Source organism: Sphingomonas sp. (assembly GCF_025353885.1).
Lineage (GTDB): Bacteria > Pseudomonadota > Alphaproteobacteria > Sphingomonadales > Sphingomonadaceae > Sphingomonas_O.
The window spans coordinates 21,614-42,418 of the sequence record NZ_JANXNX010000102.1 but is presented as its reverse complement, the minus strand read 5'-3'; the positions used below and the strand labels follow the sequence as shown (position 1 = coordinate 42,418).

The 20,805-nt window shown below is 61.5% G+C and carries 20 protein-coding genes, 1 tRNA gene and 1 pseudogene; 6 read left to right on the top strand and 16 right to left on the bottom strand.

Translation table 11 applies throughout. The features are described from left to right. Positions 1 to 112: 112 nt before the first annotated feature. The 4 genes from rpoB to rplJ all read right to left on the bottom strand — a co-directional run bounded on the left by rpoB (position 113) and on the right by rplJ (position 6,451). On the bottom strand, positions 113 to 4,264 hold the full coding sequence (gene rpoB / locus Q0R02_RS11215; protein WP_293883550.1) for a DNA-directed RNA polymerase subunit beta: 4,152 nt from the start codon (positions 4,262 to 4,264) through the stop codon (positions 113 to 115). Between the two features lie 362 nt (positions 4,265 to 4,626). After that, positions 4,627 to 5,310, bottom strand: coding sequence for a 5'-methylthioadenosine/S-adenosylhomocysteine nucleosidase (locus Q0R02_RS11210; RefSeq protein ID WP_293883548.1), 684 nt, complete (start codon positions 5,308 to 5,310; stop codon positions 4,627 to 4,629). A 207-nt stretch (positions 5,311 to 5,517) separates the two neighbouring features. Continuing rightward, positions 5,518 to 5,889 (bottom strand): 50S ribosomal protein L7/L12, encoded by a 372-nt coding sequence (gene rplL / locus Q0R02_RS11205; RefSeq protein ID WP_293883546.1) that lies wholly within the window; start codon positions 5,887 to 5,889, stop codon positions 5,518 to 5,520. 46 nt (positions 5,890 to 5,935) lie between these two features. Continuing rightward, positions 5,936 to 6,451, bottom strand: a complete 516-nt coding sequence (gene rplJ / locus Q0R02_RS11200) for a 50S ribosomal protein L10 (protein ID WP_293883544.1) — start codon at positions 6,449 to 6,451, stop codon at positions 5,936 to 5,938. Between the two features lie 564 nt (positions 6,452 to 7,015). Here rplJ and Q0R02_RS11195 point away from each other — a divergent pair. After that, entirely contained in the window at positions 7,016 to 7,594 is a 579-nt protein-coding gene (locus tag Q0R02_RS11195) for a hypothetical protein (protein WP_293883542.1), read from the top strand. Between the two features lie 240 nt (positions 7,595 to 7,834). Here Q0R02_RS11195 and rplA read toward each other — a convergent pair whose 3' ends face one another. The 7 genes from rplA to Q0R02_RS11160 all read right to left on the bottom strand — a co-directional run bounded on the left by rplA (position 7,835) and on the right by Q0R02_RS11160 (position 14,386). Continuing rightward, positions 7,835 to 8,527: a 50S ribosomal protein L1 gene (gene rplA / locus Q0R02_RS11190; protein WP_293883540.1), complete on the bottom strand. Its 693-nt coding sequence runs from the start codon at positions 8,525 to 8,527 to the stop codon at positions 7,835 to 7,837. Positions 8,528 to 8,531: 4 nt separating this feature from the next. Next, the gene (rplK, locus tag Q0R02_RS11185) at positions 8,532 to 8,963 is read right to left on the bottom strand and encodes a 50S ribosomal protein L11 (RefSeq protein ID WP_293883538.1); all 432 of its coding nucleotides are present in this window, start codon (positions 8,961 to 8,963) and stop codon (positions 8,532 to 8,534) included. A gap of 82 nt (positions 8,964 to 9,045) precedes the next feature. After that, entirely contained in the window at positions 9,046 to 9,582 is a 537-nt protein-coding gene (gene nusG / locus Q0R02_RS11180; protein WP_293883536.1) for a transcription termination/antitermination protein NusG, read from the bottom strand. A gap of 9 nt (positions 9,583 to 9,591) precedes the next feature. After that, a complete protein-coding gene (gene secE, locus Q0R02_RS11175; protein WP_293883534.1) occupies positions 9,592 to 9,789 on the bottom strand; it encodes a preprotein translocase subunit SecE in 198 nt (65 codons plus the stop codon). Between the two features lie 156 nt (positions 9,790 to 9,945). Continuing rightward, positions 9,946 to 10,021, bottom strand: a tRNA-Trp gene (locus Q0R02_RS11170). A 68-nt stretch (positions 10,022 to 10,089) separates the two neighbouring features. Next, on the bottom strand, positions 10,090 to 12,435 hold the full coding sequence (locus tag Q0R02_RS11165; protein ID WP_293883532.1) for an EAL domain-containing protein: 2,346 nt from the start codon (positions 12,433 to 12,435) through the stop codon (positions 10,090 to 10,092). 148 nt (positions 12,436 to 12,583) lie between these two features. After that, positions 12,584 to 14,386 carry a fatty acyl-AMP ligase gene (locus Q0R02_RS11160; RefSeq protein WP_293883530.1) on the bottom strand — a complete coding sequence of 601 codons (1,803 nt, stop codon included), beginning with the start codon at positions 14,384 to 14,386 and terminating at the stop codon, positions 12,584 to 12,586. A 75-nt stretch (positions 14,387 to 14,461) separates the two neighbouring features. Here Q0R02_RS11160 and Q0R02_RS11155 point away from each other — a divergent pair, with 75 nt between their 5' ends. The 5 genes and pseudogenes from Q0R02_RS11155 to Q0R02_RS11135 all read left to right on the top strand — a co-directional run. Then, on the top strand, positions 14,462 to 14,995 hold the full coding sequence (locus Q0R02_RS11155) for a RecX family transcriptional regulator (RefSeq protein WP_293883528.1): 534 nt from the start codon (positions 14,462 to 14,464) through the stop codon (positions 14,993 to 14,995). Positions 14,996 to 15,071: 76 nt separating this feature from the next. Beyond that, the gene (locus Q0R02_RS11150) at positions 15,072 to 15,647 is read left to right on the top strand and encodes a cold-shock protein (RefSeq protein ID WP_293883526.1); all 576 of its coding nucleotides are present in this window, start codon (positions 15,072 to 15,074) and stop codon (positions 15,645 to 15,647) included. Then, positions 15,647 to 16,111: a DUF192 domain-containing protein gene (locus Q0R02_RS11145; protein ID WP_293883525.1), complete on the top strand. Its 465-nt coding sequence runs from the start codon at positions 15,647 to 15,649 to the stop codon at positions 16,109 to 16,111. Before Q0R02_RS11150 ends, Q0R02_RS11145 begins: the two co-directional genes overlap by 1 nt. Before the next feature lie 39 nt (positions 16,112 to 16,150). Next, positions 16,151 to 16,546: an NADH:ubiquinone oxidoreductase subunit NDUFA12 gene (locus tag Q0R02_RS11140; RefSeq protein WP_293883576.1), complete on the top strand. Its 396-nt coding sequence runs from the start codon at positions 16,151 to 16,153 to the stop codon at positions 16,544 to 16,546. Next, positions 16,543 to 16,968, top strand: a pseudogene (locus Q0R02_RS11135) (DUF2155 domain-containing protein); the annotation flags it as partial. The gene Q0R02_RS11140 and the pseudogene Q0R02_RS11135, both read left to right, overlap by 4 nt. Positions 16,969 to 17,003: 35 nt before the next feature. On the opposite strand, the gene aat reads toward Q0R02_RS11135, so the two are convergent. From aat to accB, 5 genes are all read right to left on the bottom strand, one after another. Beyond that, positions 17,004 to 17,729, bottom strand: coding sequence for a leucyl/phenylalanyl-tRNA--protein transferase (gene aat / locus Q0R02_RS11130; RefSeq protein WP_293883574.1), 726 nt, complete (start codon positions 17,727 to 17,729; stop codon positions 17,004 to 17,006). An 8-nt stretch (positions 17,730 to 17,737) separates the two neighbouring features. Beyond that, the gene (locus tag Q0R02_RS11125) at positions 17,738 to 18,478 is read right to left on the bottom strand and encodes a ParA family protein (RefSeq protein WP_293883523.1); all 741 of its coding nucleotides are present in this window, start codon (positions 18,476 to 18,478) and stop codon (positions 17,738 to 17,740) included. A 74-nt stretch (positions 18,479 to 18,552) separates the two neighbouring features. Then, positions 18,553 to 18,903: an arsenate reductase (glutaredoxin) gene (gene arsC, locus Q0R02_RS11120; RefSeq protein ID WP_293883521.1), complete on the bottom strand. Its 351-nt coding sequence runs from the start codon at positions 18,901 to 18,903 to the stop codon at positions 18,553 to 18,555. An 81-nt stretch (positions 18,904 to 18,984) separates the two neighbouring features. After that, positions 18,985 to 20,346, bottom strand: coding sequence for an acetyl-CoA carboxylase biotin carboxylase subunit (gene accC, locus Q0R02_RS11115; RefSeq protein WP_293883519.1), 1,362 nt, complete (start codon positions 20,344 to 20,346; stop codon positions 18,985 to 18,987). After that, a complete protein-coding gene (gene accB, locus Q0R02_RS11110) occupies positions 20,346 to 20,804 on the bottom strand; it encodes an acetyl-CoA carboxylase biotin carboxyl carrier protein (RefSeq protein ID WP_293883517.1) in 459 nt (152 codons plus the stop codon). The genes accC and accB overlap by 1 nt, the downstream gene beginning before the upstream one ends. Between the last annotated feature and the right edge of the window lies 1 nt (position 20,805).

Here is a 20,805-nt window from a genome sequence, read left to right as displayed (position 1 = left end):
GAGGGACCCATCGTTCTTCACGATGGGAGGTGAGGACGCTTTTGCTTTCCAGCGGAACGGAACCCTCACCCAACCCTCTCCCCCGAAGGGTGGAGAGGGCTGACGAGCGGCGTTATTCGGCGGCGATGGCGGGCAAATCGTCCTCGGGCACGACGTCGGCGCTATTCAGCTCGACGTTCAGACCCAGCGAACGCATTTCCTTGACCAGCACGTTGAAGCTTTCAGGGATACCGGCCTCAAACGTGTCGTCACCCTTGACGATCGCCTCGTAAACCTTGGTGCGGCCGACGACGTCATCGGACTTCACCGTCAGCATTTCCTGCAACGTGTAGGCGGCACCATAGGCTTGGAGTGCCCAGACTTCCATTTCACCGAAGCGCTGTCCACCGAACTGCGCCTTACCACCCAGCGGCTGCTGAGTGACGAGCGAATACGGCCCGATCGAACGCGCGTGGATCTTGTCATCCACCAGATGGTGCAGCTTGAGCATATAGATATACCCAACCGTCACCTTGCGATCGAACAGGTCGCCGGTGCGTCCGTCGAACAGTTCGGACTGGCCCGACGTATCGAGCCCCGCCAGTGTCAGCATTTCGGAAACATCGGCTTCGCGCGCACCATCGAACACCGGCGTCGCCATCGGCACGCCGTTCTTCAACAGTCCCGCCATCTCGACGATTTCATCGTCCGACCGCTCTCCGATCTCGGCATGATATTTCGCGCCATAAACCGTCTTCAGCCGCTCACGAACCGCGTCGGGCGCCTTGCCCGCCTTTGGATCGGGATTGGCTTCACGCCACGCTTCCAGTTCCTCGGTGATCTGGCGACCAAGACCGCGCGCGGCCCAGCCCAGATGCGTTTCGAAAATCTGTCCGACGTTCATGCGTGACGGCACGCCAAGTGGGTTCAGCACGATATCGACCTGCGTTCCGTCGGCGAGGAACGGCATGTCCTCGTTCGGCAGAATGCGACTGATAACGCCCTTGTTCCCGTGGCGTCCGGCCATTTTGTCGCCCGGCTGCAGCTTGCGCTTCACTGCCACGAACACCTTGACCATCTTCAGCACGCCCGGTGGCAGTTCGTCGCCGCGCTCCAGCTTTTCGACACGATCCTGATACTTCGCATTGATCAGGCCGACCGCCTCGTCATATTGGACCTTGACCGCTTCCAGGTCGGTCTGGCGCGCGTCGTCCTCGACCGCGAACTTCCACCAGTCGAACTTCTCGACGGTTTCCAGCAGGGCGGCATCGATCTCGATGCCCTTCTTGATCCCCTTGGGGGCTGCGGTCGCGGTCTGACCGAGCAGCATTTCGCGCAAACGCGACCAGCTGGCACGGTTCAGGATCGAACGCTCGTCGTCGCGATCTTTGCCAAGGCGATCCTTTTCCTCGGCCTGAATGGCGCGGGTACGATCGTCGATGTCGATGCCGTGACGGTTGAATACGCGCACTTCGACCACCGTTCCGGCCACGCCGGGTGGCAGGCGGAGCGACGTATCGCGCACGTCCGAAGCCTTTTCACCGAAGATCGCGCGGAGCAGCTTTTCCTCGGGCGTCATGGGCGATTCACCCTTCGGCGTAATCTTGCCCGCAAGGATATCACCCGGCTCGACTTCGGCACCGATGTACACGATGCCCGCTTCGTCGAGGTTGCGAAGCGCTTCCTCGCCGACGTTGGGAATATCGCGCGTGATATCCTCCGGCCCCAGCTTGGTATCGCGCGCCATCACTTCGAACTCTTCGATGTGGATCGACGTAAAGATGTCGTCCTTCACGATGCGCTCGGAGATCAGGATCGAATCCTCATAGTTATAGCCGTTCCAGGGCATGAACGCGACGAGTACGTTACGACCCAGCGCAAGCTCGCCCAACTCGGTCGAAGGACCGTCGGCAATGATCTGACCCTTTTCGATCGCATCGCCCACCTTCACCAGCGGACGCTGGTTGATGCAGGTGTTCTGGTTCGAACGCTGAAATTTCTGCAACGTATAGATGTCGACGCCCGAATGGCCGCTGTCGATCTCGCCGGTTGCCCGGATGACGATGCGGGTGGCATCGACCTGGTCGACCACGCCCTGACGCTTGGCACCGATGGCGGCCCCAGAGTCACGCGCAACGGTTTCTTCCATGCCGGTGCCGACGAACGGAGCCTCTGCCCGCACCAATGGCACGGCCTGACGCTGCATGTTCGACCCCATGAGCGCACGGTTGGCGTCATCGTTTTCCAGGAACGGAATGAGCGATGCCGCGACCGAAACGAGCTGCTTGGGGCTGACGTCCATCAGCGTGATGATGTCGCGCGGGGCCATCAGGAATTCACCTGCCTGGCGTGACGAAACGATGTCCTCGACAAAGCCCTTGCTGCCATCCAGCTCGGCATTTGCCTGCGCGATAGTGTGCTTCACTTCTTCCATCGCCGACAGATACACGACGTCGTCGGTAACCTTGTGGTCGACGACCTTGCGATACGGTGTCTCGATGAAGCCGTATTTGTTCACGCGGCTGAACGATGCGAGCGAGTTAATGAGGCCGATGTTCGGACCCTCTGGCGTCTCGATCGGGCAGATCCGGCCATAGTGCGTCGGGTGAACGTCACGGACTTCGAAACCGGCGCGCTCGCGGGTCAGGCCACCTGGTCCGAGTGCCGAAACGCGACGCTTGTGCGTGACTTCGGACAGCGGATTGGTCTGATCCATGAACTGCGAAAGCTGTGACGAACCGAAGAATTCACGAACCGCAGCCACCGCAGGCTTCGCGTTGATCAGGTCGTTTGGCATTACCGTCGACACATCCACCGACGACATGCGCTCCTTCACGGCACGCTCCATGCGGAGCAGACCGACGCGATACTGGTTTTCCAGCAATTCACCGACCGAACGGACACGACGGTTACCGAGGTTGTCGATATCGTCGATGTCGCCCTTGCCATCCTTCAGGCCGACCAGTGTCTTCACAACCGCGAGGATGTCCTCGATCCGCAAAGTCGTGTGATCGTCCGGCGCGTCCAGCTCCAGACGCATGTTCAGCTTCACGCGGCCGACGGCGCTCAAGTCGTAACGGTCGGGATCGAAGAACAGGCCGGAAAACAGCGATTCAGCCGTCTCGCGCGTTGGCGGTTCGCCGGGGCGCATCACGCGATAGATATCGCTCAGCGCATGGTCGCGATCTTCGGCCTTGTCGGCCTTCAGCGTGTTGCGAATCCAGGGGCCCGTGTTGACGTGATCGATGTCGAGCAAGACGATGCTCTCGATCCCCGCCTTGTCGAGCAGTTCGAGATTCTCGGCCGAAACTTCGTCGCCGGCTTCGATGTAAATCTCGCCGGTCGATTCATTGATCAGGTCGATCGCAGAATAACGGCCGAAGATTTCTTCCGTCGGGATCAGCAGTGCTTCCAGGCCATCCTTGGCGGCCTTGGTGGCAGCGCGCGGCGAGACCTTCTGGCCAGCCGGGAATACGACTTCGCCGGTCTTGCCGTCGATGACGTCGAACGTCGGCTTTTGACCGCGCCAGTTTTCCGAAACGTAGGGGACTTTCCAGCCGCCATCGCCACGGACGTAAGTGACTGTGTTGTAAAATTCGGCAAGAATGTCTTCCGAAGTCAGGCCCAAGGCGAACAACAGCGCCGTAACCGGCAGCTTGCGCTTGCGATCGATCCGGACGTTGACGATGTCCTTGGCATCGAATTCGAAATCGAGCCACGAACCGCGATACGGGATGACGCGCGCAGCGAACAGATACTTGCCGCTCGAATGCGTCTTGCCGCGATCATGGTCGAACAGCACACCCGGTGAACGGTGCATCTGACTGACGATCACGCGCTCGGTGCCGTTGATCACGAACGTGCCGTTCTGCGTCATCAGGGGCATATCGCCCATGTAAACGTCCTGCTCCTTGATATCGAGCACCGACCGGGTGTCGGTATCGGTGTCCACTTCGAACACGATCAGGCGCAGCGTCACGCGCATCGGCGCGGCATAGGTGATCCCGCGCTGGCGGCATTCCTCGGTATCGTATTTGGGGTCTTCCAGTTCGTAATGAACGAAGTCCAGTTCGGCCGTGCCCGCGAAATCGCGGATCGGGAAGACGCTGCGCAGTGTCTTTTCAAGGCCGGAGACATAACCCGTGGCGGGGTCGGAACGCAGGAACTGTTCGTACGATTCGCGCTGAACCTCGATCAGGTTGGGCATCTGAACCACTTCGTGGATGTTGCCGAAAACCTTGCGAATGCGCTTCTTCGTCGCCGAAGTACCGAGTTGCGTCGCCATATATTATGCCGTCCTTGATTTGGAAGCCCGAGGACATCCACGAAAAAAAGTGCGTGTTTCCAAAAGGAAACCGCACGCTGGAGCGTTGAAACCTTGACCATGCCCCCAATTCGTCGCGGCACCTACGCACAGTGCCGTGTCCCGGGGGCGGGAAGGACGACCGCCCTCCGCGCGCGGGGCGTGGGAGGAGGTCGGGAATGTCGTGTGGATTGCATATAGGCGGGCGGGGCGAAGAAGGGAAGGGGGTTCGTTCAAGCAGAGCGTCACCCCGGCGCAGGTCGGGGTCTATACGGTTTTCGGGTCGGGGACATTTCTTTCGGACACCCGTATAGGCCCCGACCTGCGCCGGGATGACGGAATGGTTAGATCAACAATCCGATCGCCCGCTCCAGCGCCGCCGCTGCCAGCCCCGCGGCGCGCGCAAGGTTTGCGTTAAAATCATCCGCACTCTCGCCATTTGCATCGTCGGTCGTCGCCTTGATCGCCGCCCATGGCAGCCCGAGCCGAACCGCCGCCTGCGCCACCGCCGCCGTTTCCATATCGACCAGATCGCCACCGAGCCGGTCCCGAAGCCCCGCACCATGATCGGGGCATTCGACAAAGGCATCGCCGCTCACGATCCGGGCGCTCGGCAGGCCGACGTCGGGCAATGGTTCCGCTGCGAAATGCACGACTTTGGCAGGCCCGATCGGCCAGCTTCCAGCCGTGTAGTGCACAAACTCACCCGGTCTCTGTGCGCCATAGTCGCCCTGCGCGGCTTCGGTGATTATAAAACAATCGCCGGCTCTGGTGCTGAGTTTGCCGGCAGTCCCCACCACCAGCAGCATGTCGACTTCATATTTCAGGGCCAGCACCGTCGCGGCGACGGCGGCGTTGACCTTGCCGATGCCGGAATGAACCACGACAATCTCGCGCTTGCCCAGAGCCATTCGCGCGACCGACAGTCCGCCGACCTGATCGGTCGCAAACGCCCGCCCGCCCACAAAAGCCTTCGCCTCGGCCTCGACCCCGGTGATGATCCCGATTTTCTGAAAGCGTGATGTCATAGGCCTGCCTTTAAGGCTCCAACCTCACAACACAAACCGCTTCCCCGAGCGAAGCGAGGGGTCCTGTCGAGCGCAGCGAGGTTGCTCCGCTTTAAGCCGGGGTCTCGCGATGCTCGACGGGGCCCCTCGCTCCGCTCGGGGAAGGAGAATAAAAAAGGCGACCCCTTGCGAAGGCCGCCCTTTTCTCAAACCAAAGTTAGCCGAAGCTTATTTGAGTTCGACAGTACCACCGGCAGCTTCGATTTGAGCCTTCAGCTTGGTGGCTTCTTCCTTGTTAACGCCTTCCTTGACGGCCTTTGGCGCCGATTCAACGAGCGTCTTCGCTTCGGTCAGGCCAAGACCTGTGATCGCGCGGACTTCCTTGATGACGTTGATCTTCTTGCCACCGTCGCCGGTCAGGATCACGTCGAACTCGGTCTGCTCTTCAGCAGCAGGAGCGGCAGCAGCAGCTGGGCCAGCGGCAGCAGCAGGAGCAGCAGCCGAAACGCCCCACTTTTCTTCAAGAAGCTTCGAAAGCTCAGCAGCTTCGATAACGGTCAGAGCCGACAGGTCGTCGACGATTTTGTTCAGATCAGCCATGTTATATTCCTTCGTAGATTAAATGTAGTGAAACAAACCCAAAGACTTACGCGGCTTCCTTCTCGGCATATGCCGAAAGGACGCGGGCAAGTTGCCCGGCCGGTGCCTGGACGATCCGAACGATCTGCGTCGCGGGGGCCTGGATAAGGCCCACGAGCTTGCCGCGCAGGGCATCCAGCGAAGGCAGACTTGCGAGTGCCTTCACGCCATCGATGTCGAGCAGTGTTGCGCCCATCGCGCCGCCCACGATTTCGAACTTGTCGTTCGTTTTCGCGAAATCCACGGCAACCTTGGCGGCTGCAACGGGGTCGGTCGATGTGGCGAATGCCGTCGGGCCGGTCAGCAAATCGCTGAGCGACGCATAAGGCGTTCCCTCGATCGCAAGTTTGGCGAGCTTGTTCTTCGTGACTTTATAGCTGGCGCCGGCTTCACGCATCTTCGTCCGCAGATCGGTCGACTGGCCGACCGTCATCCCGAGGTTCCGGGTGACGACGACCACGCCCATCGTGGCGAGGCTTGCGTTCAGTTCGGTGACCAGATCCTGTTTTTCAGCACGATCCATGCTAGTCTCCTGCGTTTCAGCTTCGCCAACGTGACGAAACTGTGGTGAGCCGCAAAAGGTCTGGGGTGGCCCATGACGGGCGTCCGGGCCTGATACGGCCCGTCCTATGGGGTCTGGTTACCCGCCTGCCTGATCGAAACCGGCAGGATGAAACTGTTCCCCGTCTCGGCAGGAAATTAAGTCGGGACAAACTCCCGACACCCACTGTCTCGGACGGACGCCCATGGGCGAACCCATGAAGCGAAGACCGGTGCCCATAGCGACACCGTCACTCAGGTCAAGCTATTGATGCGCCCGCAGCGTGATCCCGATCGAACAAGCGTCAGCTTCAGTCGACGGACCTCTCGCTTGACGTCGTCCAGACCCTGCTGCGTACACCGAACCGCTACCCGATGGCGACCGATGTGGTCGCTGGGCTCAGCGTTCCAGGGTTTGATGCTCTAGCAGCGATGCGGGCCCGCAAGCTCGCGCCCTTCAGGCGAGTTGTTCTTTTTGCCTGTGAAACAGCCCGGCTATCCTGGCGCTCAGGCCGCGAGTTATCATCAGCTGATGCACGACCGAGTCGTGGAGCTTCAAGAGGATGAACCGGTCTCGCTCACGCTTGCCTATTTCGACTATGGTGATCCTGGTACCGTCGCTTTTATCAAGGCGTTCGCTCCCTTTGCGTTGGTGCGGCTGATACGTCCGATAACGTCAGAATTCGCCGCGACGCCGTCGTCGAGAGAGGTGCGTGACTATCGGGATTACCTCGCCGACGAGGCGCAGGAACTGCGTAATCGCGCCAGCCGGGTCAGCGAGTTCACGAATATTTGCGATCTCGCGCCGTTCCTCCTGCCAAGCACCAATTTTGCGTCACGCCGCCATCACAAGCTGATCAGCCTGCTATTCGGGCGGCTTGGGACGGCGCAGGACGTATCCCAATTGTTGCGGCTGGCCAGCAACAATTTCGAGCGCCATCATCCCCGCGTCAAGCCGCTGACCAGTAACCACAGTTGCTATTCGGACAAGCATCTCTTTTTCTGTAGCCCCGGCGGCGATCGGCACGGCTATTTTTCGCCACCACGCAAAGGGGCACGCACCGACCTGCGTGCTCGCCGCACGCAGCCGTTTCGGCGGGAGCTACGCGCACGATCTCCATTATGATTGCCAGCCCGTGACTTTGCTCGCTGCCACCTATCCTAATTGTCACGGCGAGGGCACGCCGTCCAAGGCAGCGCATGTAAACATCTGCCCGAACGATTACATCGTTAAGGAGGATGCCGCCGGGAGCGAATGGCTCACCAGCGGCTGATTTCGCCGCCGGCGGCCTGAACCACTACCCCAACGAAAAGGGCCGGGGCTTTCACCCCGACCCTCGAATCTTCAAACCTAAACCGAAAAGCTTCAGGCAGTAACTTCGGCAACGTCGATCTTGATGCCAGGGCCCATCGTCGAGCTGAGCGCAACCTTCTGCAGGTATTTGCCCTTGGCACCCGATGGCTTGGCCTTGGTGACGGCATCCAGCAGCGCATCGAAGTTCTTGCGCAGGTCTTCGGCGGTGAAGCTGGCCTTGCCGATGCCCGAGTGGATGATCCCGGCCTTTTCGACGCGATACTCGACCTGTCCGCCCTTGGCAGCCTTGACGGCTTCACCGACGTTCATCGTCACGGTGCCGAGTTTCGGGTTCGGCATCATGCCCTTTGGCCCGAGAATCTTGCCGAGACGTCCGACCAGGCCCATCATGTCCGGGGTCGCGATGCAGCGGTCGAAATCGACCTTTCCGCCCTGAACAATTTCCAGCAGGTCTTCGGCACCGACGACGTCGGCACCAGCCGCCGTTGCTTCATCGGCCTTGGCACCGCGGGCAAATACGCCGACGCGGACATTCTTGCCGGTGCCACTGGGCAGGGTCACGACGCCGCGAACCATCTGGTCGGCGTGACGCGGATCGACGCCCAGGGCAAGCGCAACTTCGATGGTTTCGTCGAACTTCGAGGTCGCATTTGCCTTCGCCAAAGCGATTGCTTCATCGATGCCGTGCAGCTTTACGCGATCGATTGTGGCCAGAACCTTGGCCTTTTTGGTCAGCTTTGCCATGTCCTTAACCTTCCGTCACTTCGAGGCCCATCGCGCGGGCGGAACCTTCGATGATCCGCGTCGCGGCTTCGATGTCGTTGGCGTTCAGGTCCTTCATCTTGACCTCGGCAATCTCGGTCAGCTTTGAACGGGCGATCGACCCGGCACTGATCTTGCCAGGCTCCTTTGAACCCGACTTCAAATTGGCAGCCTTTTTAATGAGATAGCTGGCAGGCGCGGTCTTGGTCGCGAACGAAAAGCTGCGATCCGCATAGACGGTGATCACCGTCGGGATCGGCATGCCCTTTTCGACATCGCCGGTCGACGCGTTAAACGCCTTGCAGAATTCCATGATGTTGACGCCACGCTGCCCAAGCGCGGGTCCGATTGGTGGAGACGGATTTGCAGCGCCCGCGGGCACCTGTAATTTGATATATCCGGTAATCTTTTTAGCCACTTAGTCACCCTTTCTCAGGTTTAGCGGTAATCACGGTAGTTGATAAAACCACCTCCCGCACGGTGTAAACGAGATGCTCTACCTACTTGCTGCGCTCGACTTGCTCGAACTCCAGTTCGACCGGGGTAGCCCGGCCAAAGATCGATACCGAAACCTTGACGCGGCTGCGGTCGAAATCCAGTTCCTCGACGATACCGTTGAAACTCGCGAAGGGACCGTCGAGAACCTTGACCGAATCGCCGATTTCGTAATCGACCTTGATCTTTGTCTTCGGTGCCGCTGCGGCCTCTTCCCGCGTGTTCAGGATGCGCGCGGCCTCGGCTTCGGAAATCGGCTGCGGCTTGCCCATCGACCCCAGGAAGCCGGTCACCTTCGGCGTGTTCTTCACCAGGTGATAGACATCGTCGTTCATGCTCAATTTAGCGAGTACATAGCCGGGGAAGAATTTCTTTTCCGACTGAATCTTCTTGCCGCGCCGGACTTCCGTCACGGTCTCGGTTGGGACCTCTACGGATTCGACCAGCGCTTCAAGGCCGAGGCGCGTCGCGTCCGCCATGATCGCGTCGCGAACCTTGTTCTCAAAGCCCGAATAGGCGTGGATGATATACCAGCGCGACATTCTAATCCTTTAATCGAGCAGCTTCAGCAGTTGCTTGACGATCGCGGCAAAACCGCTGTCGAGCCCCAGGAAGAAAAGCCCAAGCACCGTGGTCATGATCACGACCATCAGCGTCGTCATCATCGTCTCACGTGTGGTCGGCCAGACGACTTTCGCCGTTTCTGCCCGAACCTGCCGGATGAATTCACCTGGGGAAACGCGTGCCACGTTGTTCAGCCTTTTAATTTGTCTCGCTTCACCGGACAGCCACCCGGCCCCGGGAGTCCGGATGGGGAGAGTCGCCGATAATTGCGAAGCTGCGCGCTTAGCGTCGCTGAAACATTCATGCAACCTTTGCGGCCAAGAAAGCAAACTGGCCAAAGCTGGCAGGAGTGAGGGGACTCGAACCCATGGCCCTCGGTTTTGGAGACCGATGCTCTACCAACTGAGCTACACTCCTGCATGCTCGGCCCGCGCCCTTACCCCTAGCGGCGCGCCGGTGCAATGCCGATCAGGCCGTTCGCCGTGTCAGGCGACCGCGCGATCCACGTCGAACAGCCGCCGGGCCTCCGGGGCGGGCATGGGGCGTCCGAACAGATAGCCCTGGATCTTCCGACACCCAAGCTTTCGAATGATGGCAAGTTCCTGCTCGGTCTCGACGCCCTCGGCCGTCGTCGCCATCCCCAGACTGTCCGCCATCGCAACCACGGCGCGAATGATCGCAAGCGCCTCGGGCGCGTTCTTGGAAGCGCCCTGGACAAAGCTGCGGTCGATCTTGATCGTGTTGAATTTGGTCTTCGACAGATAGCCCAGCGACGAATAGCCGGTTCCGAAATCATCGAGCGCAAGCCGGACGCCGAGTGCCAGCAACTGGTCGAGCACGGCCACCGCCCCGGTCCCCTCCCGCATGAAGACACTTTCGGTGACCTCAAGCTCGAGCCGGTGCGCTGGCAATCGGCTGTGCGACATGGCCGAGATCACCGAGGTCACGAAACCCGGCTGGCCAAGCTGCTCGGCCGATACGTTGACGGCGATCCGGATATGGTCGGGCCAGCGCATCGCCTCTTGGCACGCGGTCCGCAACACCCATTCACCGATCGGTCCGATCAGGCGCGCGTCTTCGGCAACGGGCACGAAACGCGCGGGACTGACGTTGCCCAAATCGGGGTTATTCCAGCGCAGCAGGGCCTCGAAACTTTCGATGATGCCGCCCTCGGCGCTGACGACCGGCTGATAGTGAACGGTGAACTCGTTGCGCTCCAACGCCTTGCGCAGTGCGATCTCAAGAACGCGCCGTTCCTCGGCATGCACGTGAAGCTGTGGTTCGTATGCGTTATGCGCACCGCCGCCCTGGTCCTTCGACCGGTACAATGCCAGATCGGCCGACCGGATGAGCATCTCGACCGTGCGCCCGTCGCGCGGCCCGATGGCAGTGCCGACGCTGGCACCAATGTAAAGCGTGTGCTGGTCGACCTCGTAGGGCTTCGACAGTGCTTCGATGATCTCGCGAGCAATGCGGTTCAGACGGGCAGGATCGCTGGCATCCCGCACCACCACGCCGAATTCGTCGCCGCCCAGCCGTCCGCACAATTCCTTGTCGGTCATTAGCCCGCGCAACCGTTCGGCCACACGGGTCAGCAGGCGGTCCCCAATCGGGTGGCCGAGGGTATCGTTGATCGCCTTGAACCGATCCAGATCGATCATCATGAAGGCGCATTTGCTGCGCCAGCGGTCGGCTTCCGACATTGCCTCGCCCAATGCCTCGGTGACCTGCAGACGGTTGGGGAGGCCGGTCAACGTGTCGAATCGCGCCATATGGTTGATTTTGTCGGCCGAACGACGCTGTGCGGTCACGTCGGAACCAACACCGCGAAAGCCGAGGAACGACCCGCGATCGTCGAAACGCGGTGAGGCAGACAGTTCCCACCAGTGAATCTCCGTGCCGATCGTTACCGGCAAGATGAGGTCGGAAAAACTCTCGCGCATCTTCAGTCGCTCGGCCAGTTCGCGAAGGCCGGCCGAAAAATTGCCTGCCTCCCACGCGTTTCCGGCGAGAATCTGGAGCAGTGGCTTGGTATCGAGCATCTCGGTATCCATGCCCAGCGCAAAAGCGAAGCGTGGTGAGACGTGGGTAAGACATTTGGACGCATCGGTCTGCCACATCCAGTCGCCCCCCGAGTCGTCGAATTCGCGTAACAAAAGGCTGACGACTTCATTCTTTTCAGCGAGTGCCAGGCCAGCGGATGCATGGACAACGAAGGTGCGCCCAGCGGCGAGGCAAGCCAGCGTCATGATGCCGCCAAAAAGCGCGGCAACGGCTGCGACCCAGACCAGGCCGATGCTCCACATGGCGAGCGCCAGGCTGGCTGCCATCACGACGATATAGGAGCCGGTCGCGAGCGGCAGCGCCGACAGGCCAATCGCCGAACTTGCGATCAGGGTCGTGCAAAGCGCCCAGATCATCAGCAAGTCGGCCGAATTGCAGTAGCGGCTGAACATCAATGGCGCGGCGCCCCAGCTGACCGCAGTGAGTGTCGACCACAGGGTCTCGCGGTGCAACTCGCCCCGGGTGATGGTCTGGACCTGCCAGCCACGATTGCGACTCTGGCCGTGCGCCATCAGGATCGCAAAGACGGTGCAAAGACCGCCCCAACCGTATAGTAGAGCCGATGGTGCCAAGCCGCGAAGCATCACGACTACCGCGGCAACGCCAACCAGGTTGACGACGAGCCGGGCGGGAGCCAACCGACGTCCGACGTTGATCTGAGCGGCCCGTACCCGACCCCAATCGATTTCACTGGGTTCCGTAAAGCCAAGGACGGTTCGCCAGTCGGGAACGACCGGTTGGGCGGATGTAGGTTTGGTGCTGCTCACGGGGGCTCTGCTACCGCAGAGAAGTTAGCGTTCGGTAAGCAAGGCGTTCATAAACCACAGCGGGGCAATTTTTGGAGTGCCCGGCCCGGAGGAAACGTCACGCCGGAATGCCGTCGTCCCGGCATTGCGTCGTGATGACAGATTTGGCTTATGCCGCCAAAGCGTAAGGCTGGATTTCGCCCGACAGATACAGGTTGCGCGCCTTTGCCCGGCTCAACTTGCCCGAGCTGGTGCGCGGCAGTGTGCGCGGCGGGACCAGTTCGATGACGCAGTTCATGCCCGTAATCGAACGGACCTTTTCACGGATCGTGTCGCGCAGGCGAGTGCGTTCGGCATCGTCGGTGGTCCGGCACTGGACCAGCACGGCGGGCGTTTCCTCACCTCCCGGTGTCGTGATCGCAAAGGCAGCAATGTCACCCGACTTGAAACCGGGAAGCTGTTCAACCGCCCATTCGATGTCCTGCGGCCAGTGATTCTTGCCGTTGATGATGATCATGTCCTTAGCCCGGCCCACGATATAGACATAGCCGTCAGACAAATATCCCATGTCGCCGGTGTCGAGCCAGCCGTCATGCATGCAGGCGGCGGTCGAGACGTCATCGCGGTAATAGCCGGTCATGATCGACGGTCCGCTCGCCCACAGCTTGCCGACCGCGCGTTCGGGCAGGACGGTGCCGTCCTCCTCGCGAATTTCGACACGCATATCGCGAACCGGCTTCCCACAATTGACGATGGCGCGAAATCGCTGCGGGCGCCCCTTGTCGACGTCTTGCCCCGACAACTCGGTTTCCTCGACCAGTTCGACGACGATGCCTTCGCCGGGGGGCATGATCGATACCGCCAGCGTCGCCTCGGCAAGGCCATAGCTCGGCAGGAACGCCCGGGCCTGGAAACCGGCGTCGGCAAACGCATCGACGAACGACTGCATCACGTCGGGCCGGATCATGTCCGCACCATTGCCAGCGACGCGCCAGCGCGACAGGTCGAAACGGTCCGAAGCCTTGGTCTGCGACGACATGCGCCGCGCGCAAATGTCATAGCCGAACGTCGGCGAATAGCTGAGCGTCGTCCCGGGATTGCGGCTGATGAGGTCGAGCCAGGCGAGCGGGCGGCGGGCAAAATCTTCGGTCTTCAGATAGTCCGCCGAAACCTGGTTGGCGACTGGCGACAACAGGCAGCCAACCAGTCCCATGTCGTGAAACCAGGGCAACCACGACACGCAGCGATCGTCCGGTTGCAGATTCATGCCGTGGGAATGTGCGGCAAGATTGTTCAGCAATGCCGAATGAGTCACCGCGACGCCGTGGGGAAAGCGGGTCGATCCGCTCGAATACTGGAGATAGGCGATCTCATCGGTGGTCGCATCGGGCAGCTGACATTTGGCAGCAGGCCGCATCGCAAAGTCTTCCCAGCCGATCGCCGCCGTTCGGGTTATTCCGGCGGCAGCATCTGCCATCGATCCCAGTTCCAGGGGGTGAAACAGCAATACCGGATCGGAGCTTTTGATCTGGACCGCAAGCTGATCGACATAGGCATCGCGCCCCCCGAACGATGTCGGCAGGGGCAGCGGCACCGGCCATGCGCCCGCATAGACACACCCGAAAAACAAGGCCGCAAATTCGGGACCGGTCTCGGCGATCAGGGCGATCCGGTCACCCGGCGCAATGCCTTGCGCGATCAGCCGATACGCCATCGCCAGCGCGTCGTCGCGCAATTCGGAATAGGGGTAGGGCCGCGCCAGCTTGCCACGCGGATCGTGAAAATTCAGGCCGCAGGCACCCGCCGCTGCGTGATCAAGGGCCTCGCCCAGCGTTGCAAAATCCGAAAAACGGCGCGGCCGGCCGTCGATGGTCGCAGTTGGCACGAGCGTGTCCGGCAATGTCTTGTCTTCAGCCTCGTCCAGCACCCATCCAACTCCGTGTTCAATCCGTGGCGCCGTGTTGGTGGTCATTGGCGACGGGTTCATCTTTGTAAAACGCAGACCGTGCGTTCTAAATCCGTCCGGACTGTGGCACAAACGTGGCGCATGAGGCCAAGCCCGCGAAACGTGACCCGATCGCCCCTTGATGCAGCGGCCCTGAACCGCTTTGCGCTGGCCTATGTCGGCCGGTACGCGACAACGCAGGCAAAGCTCGCAACCTATTTGCAGCGCAAGCTTCGCGAGCGCGGTTGGGAGGGGGAAGGCGACCCGCCCCTGGACGCCGTAGTCGCGCGGATCGTGGAGGCAGGCTATGTCGATGACGCCGCCTTTGCCGCTGCGCGCAGCGGGACGCTGACTCGGCGCGGCTTCGGGTCACGGCGGATCGGGCAAGCCTTGTCCGCCGAAGGGATCGACCGCGAGCTGGCTGCATCGTTCGACCATGACGCTGACGCAGCCTTCACGGCAGCGGAGACCTTTGCCCGACGCCGTCGGATTGGGCCTTATGCCATCGCAGCCGCCGACGATGCTGCCCGGCGAAAGGCGCTGTCGGCAATGGTTCGGGGCGGGCACGGCTTTGCCTTGGCGCGGCGCTTTGTGGATTCAGCGCCGGGGGAAGTCCCTGATCGGGAAGATCGTTGAGGCCGAACGACAATTTCCCATCGAAATCGCTGACAGTCGTGTTAAGTGTCGCGGTAACCCCGGGGGGCTGAGGTGCATGAGTGCGTTTGACAAGGGAAGCGCGGCCGATTTCGCTGCGTTGAATGATGACGATATCGCCGCCGGACCATCGGGCGAACGCTATTCGGGCGTCGTCAAATGGTTCGACGCGACGCGCGGGTTCGGGTTTGTCGCGACCGACGTTGGCGACGTACTGATCCACTTTTCGCTGTTGCGCGATCATGATCGCCGAACCCTGCCCGAAGGAGCTGGCGTGATTTGCCTGGCAATTTCGGGAACCCGTGGCCTCCAGGCAACCGAGGTGCTGCAAATCGACCTGTCCACCGCAATCGGCCCCGATGTCGATGCGCTGGCCGCAGAACGCCAGCTTCGGCCCGACCCTCATGCGCTGCTGCAGGCGGCGGGTGACTTCGAACCGGTGGTCGTCAAATGGTTCAACCGCCTGAAGGGCTATGGCTTCGTCGTCCGACCGGGCGCTGTCGGGGACATTTTTATTCATATGGAAACGCTGCGCCGTGCGGGGTTGATCGAGATCGAACCCGATCAGCCCTTGCGCGTGCGGGTTGCTGCGGGCGATAAAGGGCCCTTGGCAGTCGAGGTGGAGCCGGTTTGATGCGTTGCATATTTATGGTCGGGACCATGATCGCCCTTGCGGCAACGACCGGCTGCACGACCGGGACCGCCGTGACCGGCACGGCGACTGCCGCCGCCACGGTGCCGTTGACGATTCGGTCGGCCAAGGGCGCGCATCGTTTCAATGTCGAGGTCGCAAGCACCGTGGCAGAACAGGCGCGCGGGCTGATGTTCCGGCCGCACATCGACCCCGATGGCGGGATGATCTTTCCGATGAAACCGCCCCGCTACGCCAGCTTCTGGATGAAGAACACGGTCTCGTCGCTCGACCTGCTGTTCATCCGGCCCGACGGGACAATCGCGCGGATTGCGGCGGACGCGGTGCCTTACTCGCTCGACCCGATCGAATCGGGCGAGCCGATCGCCGCCGTGCTGGAGTTGGCGGGTGGACGCGCGGCCCAGTTGGGGATCGCAGAAGACGATAAGGTCGTCTGGACGCACTAGGCGTTGCACCGGCGCGATCCGACGCCTAATCGGTGCGGCATGGGCATGCTCGGCAAGATATTCACCTGGTGGGATGGCGCGACCATCGGCACGTCGTTGGGGCTGCGGGGCGCGAACCGCGTCGGCCAGGATGCGCTCGGGAATGTGTATTACACCGGCAAGGCGCTGCCCGACGGCCGCCTGCGCCGCTCGGTTATATATGTGGGTGCGAACGATGCGAGTCGGGTGCCGCCCGAATGGCACGCCTGGCTGCATCACAGCATCGTGGATTTGCCCGATGAGAGCCTGCCGCCGGTACGCCGTTGGGAAAAGGAGGCTAGGCCCAACCTGACCGGCACCACTGCCGCCTATCGTCCCGCCGGGGCGCTAGAGCAGGGCGGCAAGCGCGCTGCCGCAACTGGCGACTATGAGGCGTGGAGCCCGGACGCCGCATGAATCGCTGGGCAGTCGGCGCAGTGCTGGCGGTGATCGGTCTCGCTGCCGCCGCTTCCGCGCTTCAGGGCGTGGTCGAAGGGCAGGCGGGGGAAGCCCCGATCGTTGCCGACAATTTGAGCATTGCCGCGCCCGTCGTGCCCCAGGCCGCACCGAAAGCATCGCCCGCCGAAGTTCGTGCCGCGACACCGATGGCCGAACGCGTCGCGACCGTCGGCATATTGAACAAGCGCAATGGCCTGTCCCGCGACCTCCGGATGCGGCCCGGCGATGCGGTGCATATCGGCGACGCCGTGGTCCGGCTAAAAGCCTGCGACCAGACGGAGCCGTGGGAAAAGGACCAGCTGACCGGAGCCTTTGTTCAACTGATCGTTCACGGGGCCGACGACAAATGGCGCAAGATCTTTTCTGGCTGGCTGTTTAAGGAATCGCCGTCGCTGAACGTCGTCCAGCACCCGGTTTATGACGTGTGGGTCAAGGCCTGCACGATGCGCCATCCCGATGTCGGCCCCAACACCGTTGTGCTGTCGGCCGAACCCTCAGGCGCTGGGATGCGTTCGAAGGCGCGGAAGTCCGCACCCGCCGACAATCCCGCTGATGAACCGGAAGCGCCGCCCACCGCGACGGCGAGCAACGCCATATAGGATTCGCGGCTGACCTCAACCGCGCCCATCGATTGCAGATGGTCGGTCATGAATTGGCAGTCGAGCAGCATGAACCCGCCGCACCGTAACCGCGCCAGCAGGTGCGCCAGTGCCACCTTCGACGCGTCGGTCGCGCGGCTGACCATGGATTCGCCGAAGAACGCGTTACCGAGCGAAATGCCGTAGAGGCCGCCGACCAGTTCGCCGTCGCGCCAGGTTTCGATCGAATGAGCATGACCCGCCCGGTGCAGCACATCGACCACATGGGCGATCTGGTGATTGATCCAGGTGTCGGGCCTGTTGTCGGCCGACTCCGCACAAAGTGCGACGATTTCGGAAAATGCCTGGTTGGCGGTGGTCTTGAACCGTTCGGACAAGAGCGTCTTTTTTAACGATCGCGACAAATGGAAATCATCGAGCGGCAGGATCGCGCGTTCCTTGGGCTCGACCCAATATACTGACGGGGCGTCATGGCTGTCGGCCATCGGGAACACGCCGGCCGCATAGGCGCGCAACAGCAGCTCGGGATCGAGCGGCGGGATGCGCCGGGTCACCCCGTCCGGACGCGGGCCAGCTTACGCTCAATGCCCGTCCACAGGCTGGCAAATGCCTCGCCCGCAGGGGATTTTGGGGCGTAGCTGCCGATCGGGGCGCGGCGGACAGTCATTTGCTCGATCGCGCTCGCCATCGGGATCACCGGCCAGTTGGGGTTTGCTTCGATAACCTCGCGGTGCAGCGCGCGCCTGCGATCGACCATTGAGAATACCGGCAGGATCGGTGCATGACCGCCACTTTCGCGGTCGAGATAGGCTACTACGTCGTCCAGCGCGCGCCGCGACAAGGGCGATGGGATCACGGGCACCAGGATCAGATCGGCGGCGCGCATCACCTGTTCGCTGGTTTCGGTGAGGCCGGGCGGGCAGTCCAGGATGATCCGGTCGTAAGTTTTCCCGAGACCCTCCAGCAGTTTGGCTAGCCGCTTGCGCTTGCCGAGCGAGAAAAAGAAATGGTCGAGGCTGCGCAACGATGTGTCGGCCCGAAGTAGGTCTAGTCGGTCGATTTCGGTCGCCGCGATCAGCCGTTCGGGCGCAAGATCCTTGGCGAACACGGCGTGCGCTGCATCCTTGCCGTGACTGTCGCCGCCCAACAGCCAGCTCGAGGCCGCCTGGGGGTCGAGATCCCAGGCCAGTGTCCGCCGTGCGGACTGGATGGCCGATGACCACGCCAGATTAACCGACATCGTGGTCTTACCCACCCCACCCTTGAGACTGTAAACTGCGATTGTCGCCATCCGCACCCCTTAGCGCGAGAAACGGCAAATTGCGAACTGGCTCTTCAGCGCCGGGCGGATGACTGATGTCGCTATTATAGGATCTCGCGCACAATTTCCTTCGGACGGCACAGGCGGACACCCTTGCCGGTCTCCACCAGCGGACGATTGATCAGGATCGGATGCGCCATCATGGCATCCAGTATCATATCGTCCGTCACGCCCGGATCGGTCAGACCAAGTTCCTCGGCCGGCGACCCCATGATCCGCATCCCCTCGCGCGGCGTTATCTCCGCCCGTGCGTAGAGCCCGGCCAGTCGCTCGCGAGTCAGTGGCGTCTGCAGATACTCGACGATCCCCACCTCCAAGCCCGGCCTTTCCTCGAGGATCGCTAGGGTCTTGCGCGACGTCCCGCAGGCCAGATTGTGATAGATGATTGCTTTCATTACGTCGGTTCCTTCAACAATCAGCCGCTGAGGTAAGCCCGCAGTCTTTGGGAACCGGTGTATTCGATAGGTTGCTTGCGCTTATTTCTCGCTGGCGGCTTCCCTGGCCAGCCATTCCTCGAGCCACTTGATCGAATAGTCGCCGTTCTGGATGTCGGGCTGCTGCAACAACGCCTGATGCAGCGGAATCGTGGTTTTCACGCCCTCGATCACCGTTTCTTCCAGAGCCCGCCGCAGCCGCATGATACACCCTTCCCGGGTGCGGCCATAGACGATCAGCTTGGCGATCATGCTGTCGTAATAAGGCGGAATCCTGTAGCCCGCATACAGGCCGCTATCCATGCGAACGTGCATGCCACCCGCTGCGTGATAGGCCTTTACCATACCCGGCGACGGCGCGAACGTACGCGGGTCTTCGGCATTAATCCGGCATTCGATGGCGTGGCCGGAAAATTCGATCTCGTCCTGCGTGACCGACAGGGGCAACCCTTCAGCGATACGAATCTGTTCGCGGACCAAGTCGACGCCGGTGATCATCTCGGTCACCGGATGCTCGACCTGCAACCGGGTATTCATCTCGATGAAGTAGAACTCACCGTCTTCCCACAGGAACTCGATCGTTCCGGCGCCGCGATAGCCCATGTCGGCCATCGCCTTCGACACGATGCCGCCCATCCGCATGCGTTCCGCCGTGGTGATGACGGGCGAGGGGGCTTCTTCCAGCACTTTCTGATGGCGGCGCTGCAATGAACAATCGCGTTCGCCCAGATGGATCGCATTGCCCTTGCCGTCGCCGAAGACCTGGAATTCGATGTGACGCGGGTTCCCGAGATATTTCTCGATATAGACGGTCGCGTCACCGAATGCCGCTTTCGCTTCGGACCCGGCCTGCGACATCAGCGTTTCAAGGTCTTCCGCGCGCGTGACAACTTTCATGCCGCGCCCGCCACCACCGCTGGCGGCTTTCACGATAACGGGATAACCGATTTCGCTGGCGATCCTGCGGGCTTCCAGCGGATCGGTGACGGCACCGTCGGATCCAGGAACCAGCGGCATGCCCAGTGCACCGGCAGTTCGCTTGGCCTCGACCTTGTCGCCCATCGTCCGGATATGTTCGGGCTTTGGCCCCACAAAAATGATGCCATGCTCTTCGACGATGTCGGCAAAACGCGCGTTTTCGCTGAGGAAGCCGTAGCCCGGGTGAATTGCGTCCGCGCCTGAGATTTCGGCAGCGGAGATGATCGCCGGCACGTTCAGGTAGCTGTCGGTCGCGGACGGCGGCCCGATGCAGATCGCCTCGTCAGCCAGCCGAACATGCATGGCATCGCTGTCGGCGGTGGAGTGCACCGCGACCGTCTTGATCCCCATTTCATGGCAGGCACGGTGAATACGCAGCGCAATTTCGCCACGATTGGCAATAAGCAGCTTTTCGATTGCTGCCATCAGTCGATGACAATCAGGGGCTGATCATATTCGACCGGCTGGCCGTTCTGGACGCAGACGCGCGCAACCTTGCCCGCCTTCGTGGCGAGGATCGGGTTCATTACTTTCATTGCCTCGATGATGACGAGCGTCTGGCCCTCGCTGACAACATCGCCAACGGCGGCAAACGGACGTGTGCCGGGTTCGGATGACAGATAAACCGTGCCGACCATCGGCGACTTGATCGCATTGGTATTGTCGGGACCTGCTGGCGCTTCGGGAGCGACCGCTGCTGCGACCGGTGGAGCCGCCGCGGCAAGGGGTGTCGCCTGCGCCGCGACCGTCACGGTGCGCGCCACGCGGATGCGCCGTTCCCCATCCTGGACCTCGATTTCGGTAAGCTTGTTGTCGTCGAGCAATTCGGCGAGCTGTTTGACGAGCGCGGCATCGACCTGCATCGCGCTTGAGTTATCGGTCATG